The sequence below is a fragment of the Carnobacterium jeotgali MS3 genome (genome assembly GCF_000745125.1).
GTDB classification, from domain to species: Bacteria; Bacillota; Bacilli; order Lactobacillales; family Carnobacteriaceae; genus Carnobacterium_B; species Carnobacterium_B jeotgali.
Map to the genome: position 1 here is coordinate 750,169 of NZ_JQNF01000010.1, position 13,753 is coordinate 763,921.

General features: G+C 35.0%; 13 protein-coding genes. 9 read left to right on the forward strand and 4 right to left on the reverse strand.

What is annotated here, in order from left to right; genetic code table 11:
- Positions 1–26 precede the first annotated feature (26 nt).
- Together BP18_RS11185 and glpK are read left to right on the forward strand one after the other, a co-directional pair.
- Complete coding sequence (locus BP18_RS11185; RefSeq protein ID WP_007724539.1) at positions 27–1,700, forward strand: peptide ABC transporter substrate-binding protein; 1,674 nt, start codon at positions 27–29, stop codon at positions 1,698–1,700.
- Between the two features lie 243 nt (positions 1,701–1,943).
- Positions 1,944–3,461, forward strand: coding sequence for a glycerol kinase GlpK (gene glpK / locus BP18_RS11190; RefSeq protein WP_007724540.1), 1,518 nt, complete (start codon positions 1,944–1,946; stop codon positions 3,459–3,461).
- A gap of 355 nt (positions 3,462–3,816) precedes the next feature.
- Here glpK and BP18_RS11195 read toward each other — a convergent pair whose 3' ends face one another.
- The 4 genes from BP18_RS11195 to dhaK all read right to left on the reverse strand — a co-directional run bounded on the left by BP18_RS11195 (position 3,817) and on the right by dhaK (position 6,606).
- Positions 3,817–4,317, reverse strand: coding sequence for a DUF2798 domain-containing protein (locus BP18_RS11195; RefSeq protein WP_035019572.1), 501 nt, complete (start codon positions 4,315–4,317; stop codon positions 3,817–3,819).
- 324 nt (positions 4,318–4,641) lie between these two features.
- Entirely contained in the window at positions 4,642–5,019 is a 378-nt protein-coding gene (gene dhaM / locus BP18_RS11200) for a dihydroxyacetone kinase phosphoryl donor subunit DhaM (RefSeq protein ID WP_007724544.1), read from the reverse strand.
- Entirely contained in the window at positions 5,009–5,596 is a 588-nt protein-coding gene (dhaL, locus tag BP18_RS11205; protein ID WP_007724546.1) for a dihydroxyacetone kinase subunit DhaL, read from the reverse strand. Before dhaL ends, dhaM begins: the two co-directional genes overlap by 11 nt.
- A 20-nt stretch (positions 5,597–5,616) precedes the next feature.
- Entirely contained in the window at positions 5,617–6,606 is a 990-nt protein-coding gene (gene dhaK / locus BP18_RS11210; RefSeq protein WP_029277994.1) for a dihydroxyacetone kinase subunit DhaK, read from the reverse strand.
- A 234-nt stretch (positions 6,607–6,840) separates the two neighbouring features.
- On the opposite strand from dhaK, the gene BP18_RS11215 reads away from it, so the two are divergent.
- The 7 genes from BP18_RS11215 (at position 6,841) to BP18_RS11245 (ending at position 13,646) form a co-directional block, all read left to right on the forward strand.
- Complete coding sequence (locus tag BP18_RS11215; RefSeq protein WP_007724558.1) at positions 6,841–7,869, forward strand: DUF7309 domain-containing protein; 1,029 nt, start codon at positions 6,841–6,843, stop codon at positions 7,867–7,869.
- A 25-nt stretch (positions 7,870–7,894) separates the two neighbouring features.
- The gene (locus BP18_RS11220) at positions 7,895–8,587 is read left to right on the forward strand and encodes an NAD(P)H-dependent oxidoreductase (protein WP_029277993.1); all 693 of its coding nucleotides are present in this window, start codon (positions 7,895–7,897) and stop codon (positions 8,585–8,587) included.
- Positions 8,588–8,619: 32 nt separating this feature from the next.
- Positions 8,620–8,802, forward strand: a complete 183-nt coding sequence (locus BP18_RS11225; protein WP_007724562.1) for a hypothetical protein — start codon at positions 8,620–8,622, stop codon at positions 8,800–8,802.
- 132 nt (positions 8,803–8,934) lie between these two features.
- Entirely contained in the window at positions 8,935–11,283 is a 2,349-nt protein-coding gene (locus BP18_RS11230; RefSeq protein WP_029277992.1) for a helix-turn-helix domain-containing protein, read from the forward strand.
- 65 nt (positions 11,284–11,348) lie between these two features.
- A complete protein-coding gene (yidD, locus tag BP18_RS11235; RefSeq protein ID WP_007724566.1) occupies positions 11,349–11,606 on the forward strand; it encodes a membrane protein insertion efficiency factor YidD in 258 nt (85 codons plus the stop codon).
- Positions 11,607–11,871: 265 nt separating this feature from the next.
- Complete coding sequence (gene guaC, locus BP18_RS11240; RefSeq protein WP_029277990.1) at positions 11,872–12,846, forward strand: GMP reductase; 975 nt, start codon at positions 11,872–11,874, stop codon at positions 12,844–12,846.
- Between the two features lie 149 nt (positions 12,847–12,995).
- Positions 12,996–13,646, forward strand: a complete 651-nt coding sequence (locus BP18_RS11245; protein ID WP_231549466.1) for an SDR family oxidoreductase — start codon at positions 12,996–12,998, stop codon at positions 13,644–13,646.
- Positions 13,647–13,753: the final 107 nt, after the last annotated feature.

Genomic DNA, 13,753 nt, shown 5'->3' on the forward strand with positions numbered 1-13,753 from the left:
AAACAGACATGAAAGGGTGAAAATAAATGAAAAATCAATTAAAGGGTTTAGGTATACTTAGTTTGACATTGTTATTAGCAGCTTGCGGAGACGCGGATTCTGATGGATCTTCAACTGCGAGTTCTCAAGCGGATGGAGAAAAGAATTTAGCCGATAAACAAGAATTGCGCTTAACAGCTTCCTCAGAAATACCCTCTATGGATACAGCTTTAGCAACCGATTTAACAAGTTTTACCGTTATGAATAATGTATTCGAAGGATTATATGTTTTAGGGCCAGATGCTGAACCTATCTTAGGTGTGGCAGCGAAAGAGCCGACTATCAGCAAAGATGGAAAAACGTATACCTTTGAGATACGAAAAGACGCTGTGTGGTCTAATGGAGAACCTGTAACGGCAGATGATTTTGTTTACGCTTGGCAAAAAGTCGTGGCACCAGAAACGGCAAGTGGATATGCTTATATGTTTGATGGCTTGATTCAAAATGCTACAGAAATTATAAATGATGAAGCAGAGCCAACTGATTTAGGTATCAAAGCAATCAGCGATACAGAATTAGAAATTACGTTGACGCAACCGACACCTTATTTTGACCAATTATTAACTTTGCCATTTTTCTTCCCACAAAATAGAGCATTTGCCCAAGAGCAAGGTGATGAATATGGCAGCACGAATGAAAACCTAATTTATAATGGTCCTTTTGTATTAGAGGGATGGGATCAAGCAAGCAGTGTAGGTTGGACTTTTGAAAAAAATAAAGAGTATTGGGATGCTGATTCAGTCACGTTAGATACTATAAGTGTTGATGTAATTAAAGAAGTTACTACTGAGTTGAATTTATATGAAAATGGCGATACCGATATTGCCTTTTTATCTGGAAGTTTTGTTTCACAGTATAGTGAAGACCCTAATTTTCATTCATCATTAAATGCAACAACGTTTTATATTGAGATGAACAACTTAAATAATGAAGAAACGATTGAATTAAGCAATCCCAATATTCGTTTAGCGATTGCCTCAGCAGTTGATAAAGAAGGCTATGTTAACAATGTCTTACAAGACGGATCAGCCTCTATTGATGGATTTGTTCCAGCTGGATTGGCAAGTAATCCGACAACCGGTGCAGATTACCGTGAAGATGCAGGGGATTTATTGCCTTACGATTTAGAAAAGGCTACAGAAGCTTGGGAAAAAGGCCTTTCTGAATTAGGAACAGATACTATTGAATTGGAATTGATCACTTCTGATACAGAAGATTCAAAACGATTGGCTGAATATTTACAAGACCAATTGCAAAAGAACTTGCCAGGATTAACGGTTAAATTGAGAAGTATGCCTTTCAGTATGAAATTAACAACGGTACGTGAAGGCAATTACGATATGGCTGTCAATTCATGGATTGCCGACTTTGCAGATCCAATCAATTATGTAGAACGTTTTGATACAGATATTAACCGGATGAACTATTCAAATCCAGCTGTCGATGCGCTAGTTGATAAAGCAAAAGCAACTTACGATGATGACGAAGCCCGTTGGGAAACATTAGTAGATATTGAAAAAGTTGCTTTAGGGGAAGATGCTGCACTTGCACCACTATATCAATCAGCGGATTCTTATTTGTTAAACCCTAAGGTCAACGATTATTACAAACGCGTTTTTGGTCCAGATAGTTATAAATGGACTTGGATAGAAGCGGAATAAGTGGAAATAAGCAGCCTGATATACTAAAGGGCTGCTTATTTGTTGGCGATTAAATTTTGATAAGCGCAAAAATAACTTAACTGAACGATTAAAGTTCGCGATAAATGATGAAAAATATGCAAGGGTATAAAACGGTTTTATTTTTTATGAAACACTGAGAGCAAACGCTTTACAACTATCTTTTTTAGCAGTACATTAAGAGTACACGGATTGTAAGCGCATTCTATTAATGGAGGGAATAAAATGACAAAAAAATATATTATGTCAATTGATCAAGGTACTACTAGTTCGAGAGCAATTATATTTGATAAAGCAGGAAACCCTAAGTGGAGTTCTCAAAAAGAATTCACGCAACATTTTCCTCAACCAGGTTGGGTAGAGCATGATGCGAACGAAATTTGGATTTCAGTTTTAACAGTTATTGCAGGTGTATTGATCGAATCAGGATTGAAACCATCGGATATTGATAGTATTGGTATCACCAACCAACGTGAAACAACCGTTGTCTGGGACAAAGAAACGGGTAGACCGATTTATCGTGCTATCGTATGGCAATCAAAACAAACAAACGATATTGCAGATCAATTAAAAAAAGATGGGCACACAAAATTAATTAAAGATAAAACAGGATTAGTGATTGATTCTTACTTCTCAGCAACTAAAATTAAATGGATTTTAGATCATGTTGAAGGATCAAGAGAACGTGCTCAAAAAGGCGAGTTACTATTTGGAACGATCGATTCTTGGTTGGTTTGGAAATTAACAGGTGGAAAAGCACATGTTACGGATTATTCAAATGCCAGCCGTACGATGTTGTTTAATATTTATGACCTTAAATGGGATGAAGATATTTTAGCATTATTAGACATTCCAAAAGAAATGCTGCCAGAAGTAAAATCTTCTTCAGAAGTATATGGAAAAACAATTCCAGAACATTTTTATGGTGGACAAATTCCAATTGCGGGTATGGCTGGTGACCAGCAAGCTGCTTTATTCGGCCAAGTAGGATATGAAAAAGGAATGGTTAAAAATACGTATGGTACAGGTGCATTTATCATCATGAATACTGGAAAAGAACCCATTAAATCTGAGAACGGTTTGCTTACATCTATTGCTTATGGCATAAATGGCGAGATTACGTATGCGTTAGAAGGTAGTATTTTTGTAGCTGGATCAGCACTTCAGTGGTTAAGAGATGGCATGAGAATGTTTAGAACAGCTCCTGAATCTGAAAAATACGCTGAAAAAGTAGACTCAACAGAAAATGTTTATGTAGTACCAGCATTTACAGGATTAGGTGCTCCGTATTGGGATCAAGATGCTCGTGGTGCTGTCTTTGGTTTAACACGTGGGACAACGAAAGAGCACTTCATCAGAGCGACACTTGAATCATTGGCTTACCAAACCAAAGATGTTGTAGATACAATGAACAAAGAATCAGGTATTCCAATTAAAACATTACGCGTAGATGGTGGAGCATCAAAAAATAATTTCTTGATGCAATTCCAAGCTGATATTTTAGACACTAAAATTGAGCGTTCTAAAATCAGTGAAACGACAGCTTTAGGTGCTGCTTATCTGGCGGGACTAGCAACAGGATTTTGGAAAGATCAAGATGAAATTAAAAAATACTGGGAAAAAGATGCTACATTTGAACCAAATATGGATGAAGAAGAGCGTGAAGATTTGTATGCCGGTTGGCAAGCAGCTGTAGAAGCTACTCGAGTATTCAAACATAAATCTAAAAGAAAAAATAAATAAATAGTTGTAAATCTCTTAAATGAATAAAAAACGGCTCTTCGTCAAATAGTGTGGCTGCTTCAAAAAATTCTTTCGGAATAGACGGATTTGCTTGTAAGAGCCCTGGTACCGTCTTAAGCCTAAAGTCTTAAGATCTTTCAAGCCTCAAACACCGCTTAATCGCTAAAGCGTTAAGGCGATGTAATTCGCATTGAATACTTTACAGGGCTACAAGCAATCCTATTCCTGCAGAAGTGTTAAGCATGAACTAAATTAATCTATCCACACTAAAAAGTATAGAGCCTAAAAAACGGATAACACACCCTCATTAAGATGGCGTATTATCCGTTTTTATGATGATTATTAACTAAATGGTTTAATCAAAATCGATAGAAGAGTTGTCTTTTACAGTCAAGTTTTCTTCTTGACGTAAATGTATTTTTTTCATAGCAAAACGAGCAGGTGGTTGAGCAAGCAATAATTCGCAGAATAAAGCGATACAAAAATTTCTTGGCCAATGAGACAATGCGGCAAAAGAAGCTAAACTAATGCCGTTTCCAAGCATATCTCCAATGATAGTCATTGTGAATGACATTCCGATAACAGTGAAAAAGACTGTAAATAATATTTTTGCATTAAAGCTGTCATTAGCATCAGAAAAATTGTGAACCATTTTTTCTGCAATGCGCCCTACGATAAAATTTTCCATTAACATGGCGATAATAAAAGCAAATGGGAATGCTTTAAGAATAATCAATGCAACTTGTGTATCAAATTTCCCAAAATTTAAGCTGATATTTACTGCACTCATAACTAGTGCGGATATCGCGCAAATAATAGCACCGTAAAGTATTCCTTCTTTGGCATTTCTGGGCAATCTGTCTTCTGTAAATTCTTTGATAATAAAAACTCCTTTTTTGTGTCTAAAATTAAGTATACACAAATGAAGTGAGTTGCATAAGAAATATTTTCATGAAAATTGCATGAAAATAAAAATCAAACGATTTCTAAAACAAACTAAAAGAATTTAAGCTGGGAAAGGGTGTAGGTAGGCTCTTTTTAGGCATCAAGACCCAGTATAAATAGTAAGAGCAATTGTCATTTTTGTAAATGAAATGAAGCAGCCATCCTATTTTAGGAACAGCATTATGTAGACAAAAAACGTTCACTGCGCTTTTGCAGTGAACGTTTTTTTTAAAATTTATTTGATTTTTAATGTATTCAATTGTTCTTCAATAGCTTCTATTGGCGCTTCTGCTTGCAACAAGGCAGCTGCAGTATAGGCACTTTCAATCAAAGCAGTATCGTATAAAGTGACCGTTTTATCAGAAGTTTCAATAGCGAGTTCTAAATTCATTTTAGCACTGCCTAAATCATAAAAAGCAAGGATCGTTTCTTCTTCAAATGAAGACAAGGTTTCTTCAATTCGATCAAAACTCGTTCCAATCCCACCTTCAGGAGTTCCACCAGCACTTTTAACAGTAACATCTTTAGCAACTTCACTGATTAATTTAGCTAATCCCTCAGCAATTTCAGCTACATGAGAAACAAGCAATACACCATATTTTTTACTCACCATAAACACCCGCTTCCACCATTGTTTTGAAGAGATAGCTGCTAGACATAGCACCAGGATCAATGTGACCAATAGAACGTTCGCCTAGATATGAAGCGCGTCCTTTAGTTGCTTTCATATCTTTGGTTTTTTCAACCGCTTCTTCAATCAAATCAACAGTTAAATTAGTCGATTTTACAGCTTCAATAACAGGAATCCATTCATCCACCATTGTTTTTTCTCCGGCTACAGCTTTCCCACGCTTTTGAATACCTTCTAATCCAGCTTGTAAGACCGTTGCTAAGTCATCACTGTCTTGGCTAGCTTTAGCCATGCTGATAAATGCAGACCCTAGTAGAGGACCAGAAGCGCCTCCTACTTTACTAACTAAAGTCATCCCAGTTGTTTTAAGAAGATCCGTTAATGTTTCAGGATTCTTAGTTTCTAAAGCTTCAGTTAATGCATTGGCTCCACGAGCAAGATTATTTCCATGATCGCCATCACCAATAGCTGTATCTAGATCACTGAGATAAGCTTTATTTTCTAGAATTTGTGCAATGAAAAGTTCTAACCATTTTTTTGTCGTTTCTTTTGTTAACATAAAATTTTGTCATCCTTTCTTTACCAAGCTATAGTCGTTACTGGTGCGTTTAAATACTCTAACCAGCTAGAGTCTTCAATTTTAGCTAATGTTAAAGATAAACCTTCCATATCAATAGAAGTCATGTAGTCACCGACTTTTCTAAAGGATAAAGTTAACCCTTCGTCTGCTAATAATTGTTTTACATCATTCATGAAAATGAATTGTTCCATTAATGGAGTACCACCCATACCGTTAACTAAAACGGCATAAGAATCGCCTTTTTCCCATTGGAATTCTTTTTTCAATTGAGTGACAAGTTCTTTAGCTAATGCTGCAGAAGGTTGAAGTTTTTCTCTACGGTAGCCGGGCTCACCGTGAATTCCTACGCCAAATTCGATTTCATCAGCTTCTAAATCAAACCCTGGTTTGCCAACTTCTGGTACAGTAGCAGGATTTAATGCTACGCCTAAAGATTTGATAGCCGGAATAAGTTTATCGGCTAATGCTTTAATTTCTTTTAAAGATAACCCTTTTTCAGCTGCAGCCCCTAAAATTTTATGAACTAAAACCGTGCCTGCAATCCCACGTTTACCAGCAGTATACGTACTGTCTTCAACAGCGATATCATCATCTACGATTACATAATCAACTTGAATATCTTCCATTTCTGCCAATTCTTTCGCCATATCAAAGTTCATGACATCGCCAGAATAATTTTTAATAATTAAGAAAACACCTTTTCCTTCATCACTAGACTTAATGCCTTCTAAAATTTGATCAGGAGTTGGAGATGTAAATACCTCACCACATACGGCAGCTGATAGCATTCCTTTTCCAACGAACCCTGCATGAGCTGGCTCATGACCACTTCCACCACCACTTACTAATCCAACTTTTCCACTTTTTTCAACTTTACGATGGATGACCGATGTTTCTGGCAAACGTTCAACTAAATCTTCATAAGCGAAAACTAAGCCATTTAACATTTCATCTAATATATTTGCTGGATCATTGATAATTTTTTTCATTATTTTCCAGACCTCCTAAAGTAATTTAAAAATAGTTTCACTAATAGTGTAACCGTTTTTAAGGTATAGAACAAATATAAACATTTAATGAAGTGAAATACTGAAAAATAACGAGTTGGTTGTTTATTGTTTTGGTATACTGTTAGTAGATAAGACGACTATTCTAAAATTGTATTCTCTAATGTACAAAAAAAAGCGAAGAATTAAGAAATTGAAAATGAAGGAGATTATACGATGAATAATCAACTGCAATTGTATTTACTAGTAAAGCAGCTTTATCAAGCTAACTTTTGGAAAGATTATTGGGATAACGATATTATTGGTATTCAATTGCCTAATCGTAAGGATCCTGTTTTTATTTCAGTACTAGGAAAAGCTGAACAAAATTTTGGTTTTTTGATTTATCGTGATTTGGAAGAACTGTCTTATTATTTTGAAATGAGCACACGTGCTGAGTACGATTCAGCAATGGAAATGCTACAGGTACAAAAATGCATCTCTATTAATTTTGAAGACCGACAAGAAATTCCAAAAGAAGAGTATGAAAAAATAAAAGCTAGTGGTGTTACTTTCAGAGGTAAAAAAGCTTGGCCAGTCTTTACCGATTACAAACCAGGATATTATCCGGTTACGCTAAATGAGAGTGATGTTTCTTTTTTGATAGCTGTTTTTGAAAAGTTAATCGAGACGGCAAATGCATTTCGGACATCTTTAGATTTTTATGAAAAAGAACAAGAAAGTTATGAAATTTTAATGCGCACATATAAAACAGATGGTTCTTATAGAGATGGCTTGTATGCTGTACCCGAAGTTATTTTAAAAGGGATATCCGTTAGTAAGATTGAGTATGCTGCAATCAAAATAACGGATTTTGAAATGAAACGAGTGAATAACCAAAAAATGAAGCATACGGTATGGGAGTTGGATATCGACTTTGTTGGTGTTCCAGTTGTACCTCCAAATGGTGGACGTCCGATCTTTCCTAGTTTATTGATTGTGGCAGATTCAGAAAATGGTGAAGTGATTTGTAGTGAATTTATTAATCCAAAAGATGCTGAAAAAATCCAACGTATTATCATTCAATTAATTTTGGCACAGAATGGAAGACCACCTAAGATTGTTGTACAGACAAATCGTTATGTTAAGATTGCCAGTTATTTAGAAAATGTATTGACTGCTTTAGATATAGAGCTGATTCCTATTCAACAGCTACCTTTATTATCTGTAGTGAAAGAAGATATGCTAGAATATTTTAAAGAGTAGTTTTGATAAAAAATGGAGGTAACTAGTGAAAACTTTAGTAATTATATCTCATCCTGACATAATGGAGTCGGGAAGCCAACAATATCTATTAAGTTCAATCCCAAATGATACGAATATAACCGTTCGCCATTTGGAATCGTTGTATCCGGATTTCAAGATAGATGTCCCAAAAGAACAGGCACTACTCAAGGAACATGATCGAATTATCTTTCAGTTCCCACTTTATTGGTATAGCTCTCCAGCATTGTTAAAAAAGTGGCAAGATGATGTATTAACAGATGGATTTGCTTATGGGAAAAAAGGGAAAGCTTTAACTGGAAAAGAATTTGGCTTAGTCCTAACAATTGGTGTGAAAAAGGAAGAATATCAACCTGGAGGGCGTGAAGCTTTCAGTATTGATGAACTAACAAAACCTTATCAAGCGCTAGCTCTTAAGACAAAAATGATATTTCTTAAATCATTGCCGATTTTTCAATTTAGCTATTTGACAGAAACACAAAAGATGGCTTTATTGATTCGTTACCAGCAATACTTGACTCGAGAAAAAGATGACAGTTTAGAGGCACGTGAAAAGTGGTTTATTCAAGAATTACAAATGACAGATTTAAGCAAATTAAATGAAGGCGATCAATTTATACTAGAGCAAACGGTCGAATTTATTGAAGAAAATCGGGATACAATCGACGAATTGAAAATGCTTTTAGATCAAATGAATTAAACTGGATAAAAGAACGAAGGTAGGCGAATGAAGTGGAACAAAAAGAATGGTTGCTTCTAGAATTGGAAAGAGTCATTCAAACGAGTCGGGATTATAAGCAAAAAGCGTTGTTAAAGTCAGCGAAGGACTTAATCAATGAGCAAGTTGAACGGATTCGCCAGATGGAAGGCGAATTAGATGGGACCTTATGGAGTCCGCGCAATTGGAATGAGTAAGAGTAGAATGAAACGCTAACGAACTAGAGATAGCTGTGTAAAAATGCAGCTGTCTTTTTTTGTTCTGAAGAATTAGGGTATCGATTGTTGGGTCAAAACAGGTATAATAGGAAAAAAGGAGGAGTAGTGAAGATGAAAAGAGAAAGTGCAGCAGACTATGACATTAAAATGGAAAACGTCCGTTATTCTGCTCCTCAACGGTATTATGGAACAAGGCTCTTATTTGTAATAAGAGGTTCTGCAACTATTTCATTTGGAGGACGTAATTTTGAAATGGCAGAAAGCGATATATTAGTTGTTAATCGCACAAATAATTATTCTGTCATGGGAAGTGAAGATAGTTGCATTATTTCATTTAGCATTTCTAGTCAGTTTTTTGTGACGCATTATAAAGACTATTTCCATTACAATTTTGACTGCTTTTCTAAGGAACTAGATCCTGGCAGAGAAGGTGTGATTGCTCAACTAAGACATTTGGTAGCTGAAATCATGATTGCCGATTCTAGAAAAGAAGAAGGCAACACATTAGAAATTCGCAGCAATTTGTATCAAATCATGTTAATGATGACGCGCTTTTTTAAAAAAGAAGCGCCACATTGGAAAGGCGTAGATACAAGTGATGAAAGAATTGCCCGCCTTATTCAGTTGATCGAACAACGCTATGCAGAGCCGTTGACCTTATCTGAGTTAGCAGAGCATGAAAATTTATCTTCTTCTTACTTATCTCGTTATTTCACGCAAATGACAGGCATGGGATTTTTAAATTATTTAAATCGAGTTCGGGTAAAGCATAGTCTAGATGATTTATTGTATACATCAGATAATTTATTTCAAATAGCAATGAAAAATGGATTTTCAACTGCCAAAAACTATACGGTTGTTTTTAAAATGATCTACCAACAGACACCGGCTCAATATCGAAAAGAACATCAACATGAGCAATTGGAACAGCATGAAGCTCTAATTAATAAAGTTGAAGCTAAGACAATCCTTGATTCTCCGGCTATTTTAGATCGACTAGCTAGCTATTTAGATGTAGGAAGCAATCAAAGCTACACGATTGATGAAAATCAACTTGAAGAACGCCAGATTGTGTTGAATTGTGATGGGAAACAAGAATTAAAACGGGAAAAACATATCGTATTTATTGGCGAACTAAAAGAATTATTGAATGAAAATGTAAAAAAACAGTTGATTTTGGCTAAACAGCAGCTAAGAGTAGACTTTGTTGGAATTCAAAAAATCTTTGAAGAAACACCGTTTTTAATCGAATCTGAAACACCCGAAGTACCGGTTAGTTCGCCGATATATGCTAATTCTGATATTGTTTTGCATTTTTTAAAAGAACAAGGAATCTACTTATTTTTGAAGCTAGAGTATAAACAAATTAGTCAGAATGAAGATTATTATATTAAGAAAATTGATCAGTTTATTCAACATGCTCTTCAAGTTTTCGGGCGTGAATTTGTAGAAAAATGGCAAATTTTATTTTATAGCAAAGAAGATAATTCAGTTGAGTCAACCGAAATAGAACGGATCTACTTAAAGGTTTGGCAAGTAATCAAAAACAAATCAGAAAAAATGAAAGTTGGAACATTTCTTCCGTTTGATGAAAAACAAGTGCAATTGCCAGAAAATCAACAATGGCAGATTAAACATGCTAGTAAGATTGAATTTATAGGGTATGAAACAGATCAAAATGACATAATCAATTTTAATGATATAAATGTAGAAGAATTTGCTAAAAGTCATCGTTATATTACAGACAAAACAAAAGAAATAAAAATATTCATGCATCAACATCAAATGGATAGGCCGTTGTTTCTTATTAATTGGAACATTTTAACCGGCAATACTCGTTATATAAATGGAACTTTCTTTAGAGGAGCATTAATCTTGAAAAAGATTTTGGAATTAGAAGGTGAAGTAGAAGGGATTGGATTTTGGATTAACACTGAAATTCATGAACGTGTAGAGAGATGTACGAATAATTTAGTAGATAGTTTGGATTTATTTCATTTTTTTAATGAAAAACACCCGATTTTTTATACCTTGCGTTTTAAAGAACGGTTACGAGGTAATGTGATAGCAAGCGGAAACGATTATATTATGACTGAAAATGAAGATGGTTATCAGCTGATTATTTTCAATGAGCGACAATTCAGTCCGCGTTATTCCATAAATGAATTATTTGTAAAAAATAGAAGCAAAGAATTGCACATTCATCTTACAGGAATAAAACCGGGCAATTATCAGATTCGAACATTAAAATTTGATCGTGATAATGGCGGGTTGTATTCTAAATGGTGGAATTTAAACAGTAAATACGGTATTGACCACGAATTGATGGATCATATCGTTCAGTCGATTAATCCATCGCTAGATATTAAAGATGAATATTTAAATGAAGAATGGTCTTTTTATGCTTTGTTAAATACGAATGCGATTCATTTTATTGAATTTCGAAAAGCAATTGATTAAATAATCTTGATTGCTTTACAAATTTGAACGCTATGGCTATAATGTAATTCGGTAGGAGGTAAACCATGAAAAAAGTATTAATTGCTGGTATTAAAGGCTATCAAAAAGGAATTTCACCTTTATTTCAACCAAGTTGCCGCTATTATCCAACCTGCTCGCATTATGCCATTGAAGCCATTGAAAAACATGGTGTTGTAAAAGGAACAGTAATGGGAACAGCTCGTATTTTAAGATGTCATCCTTTTATTAAGGGAGGATACGATCCCGTCCCAAATAAATTTACGTTAAGACGAAATAAAGAAATAAAAACAATTAAAAATTAACAATAAGCTGACAAATTTTAAATTTGTCAGCTTATTTAGTCGCTTCAGATTAGTGTTAGAAAGACGGGGAAACTACATTTTAATTTTAGTATTTGCATAAAAAGGGATGGACAACTTTGACAAACCTCTAAATATAGTGTAAATTGTCTTAGGGACGAAATATTAATAAAACAACGAGAAATAATGTTCGTGTTTTACGATCCTGTATAAAAAACAAATAATTGCCTAAAAATTAGAGCTATAAGAGAAAGAGGTTAAGGAAAAGATGAAAGTTTTTGACTATGAAGATGTCCAACTTATCCCTAATAAAAGTATTGTAAGAAGTAGATCCGAGTGTGATACAACAATTGAATTTGGCGGTAGAAGATTTAACTTACCAGTTGTACCGGCTAATATGCAAACAGTTATCGATGAAACATTAGCTATTTGGTTAGCAAAAAATAACTTTTTTTATGTTATGCACCGTTTCGATGAAGAAGACAGAATTCCTTTTATCCAACGAATGAATGAAAAAGGATTATATTCTTCTATTAGCGTAGGTGTAAAAGATGCAGAATATGACTTTATTGAAACATTAGCGAAAGAAAATCTAGTACCAGAATACATTACAATCGATATTGCTCATGGGCATTCTGATTTAGTAATTAATATGATCCACCACATCAAAAAGTTCTTGCCAGGAACATTTTTGATTGCGGGTAATGTTGGTACTCCTGAAGCTGTTCGTGAGTTAGAAAATGCTGGGGCGGACGCAACTAAAGTGGGTATTGGACCAGGAAAAGTATGTATCACAAAATTAAAAACCGGATTTGGTACTGGTGGCTGGCAATTAGCAGCTTTGCGTTTATGTGCTAAGGCTGCAAGAAAACCATTGATTGCGGATGGCGGAGTACGAGATCATGGCGATATTGCTAAATCAATTCGTTTTGGAGCATCTATGGTGATGATGGGTTCATTGTTCTCAGGCCATGATCAATCTCCAGGAAAAACGATTGAAAAAGACGGAAAAATGTACAAAGAGTATTTTGGTAGTGCTTCTGAATACCAAAAAGGCGAACACAAAAATGTCGAAGGTAAAAAAATCCTTGTAGAATATAAAGGCGATATTGCTAGAACCTTATTGGAAATGAAACAAGATCTACAATCTTCTATTTCATATGCGGGTGGAAATGATGTTGAATCGATTCGCAAAGTAGATTACGTGATTGTTAAAAATTCAATTTTTAATGGTGACCGCTAAATAAATCTTAAAAGATCCTGTAAAGGGTCTTTTTTTGTAGCTGAAAAATAGTTGCGTTTTATTAGTTCTTTTGAGTAAATGCAAATAGTTTGTATCCGTAAGTTTCTTTGTTACACTTAATAAGTAAACTGAAACGAAAGGAGCAAGAAATGATGAAAGTATTAGTAGTAGGTGCAAATGGACAAATCGGTAAAATGATTGTAGATAAATTGCACGAAAGCGACAAACACTCAGTACGGGCGATGGTTCGAAAACCAGAACAAGCCAATGCACTAGATATGAACGGTGTGGAAGCGTGCTTAGCAGATTTAGAAGGACCAATTGGGGCGATTCAAAATGCTCTTGAAGGTATGGATGCTGTCATTTTCTCAGCTGGTTCAGGCGGACAAACAGGTTATGACAAAACAATGTCGATTGACTTAGATGGAGCAGTAAAAGTAATGGATGCAGCAAAAGAAGTTGGCGTAAATCGTTTTATTATTGTTAGTGCAATGAATTCAGATAATCGTGCAGCATGGGATAGTGAAGAAATGAAACCTTACAACATTGCCAAATATTATGCAGATCGTTGTTTGAAACAAAGCGGATTGACGTATACTATTTTGCGTCCAGGAGCATTGGAAAATGATCCTGCTACAGGGAAAATTGAAGTTGCTGAAAACTTGCCAGGCGGTGCTATCTCTCGTGAAGACGTAGCAGAAGTTGCTATTGCTAGTTTAGATAACGAAACGACTTTTAATAAAGAGTTTGATCTTTTAAATGGAGATATACCGATTGATGAAGCATTAAAAAATCTATAACCTCTTTTATTAGGGTGTGTTTTAAAACTAGTTTATCACGAGAAAAATAGCTGAGATAAGCTGAATCAAAATCGTTATCCGTTTGAGTAGCCGTAATAAGCCCTCAT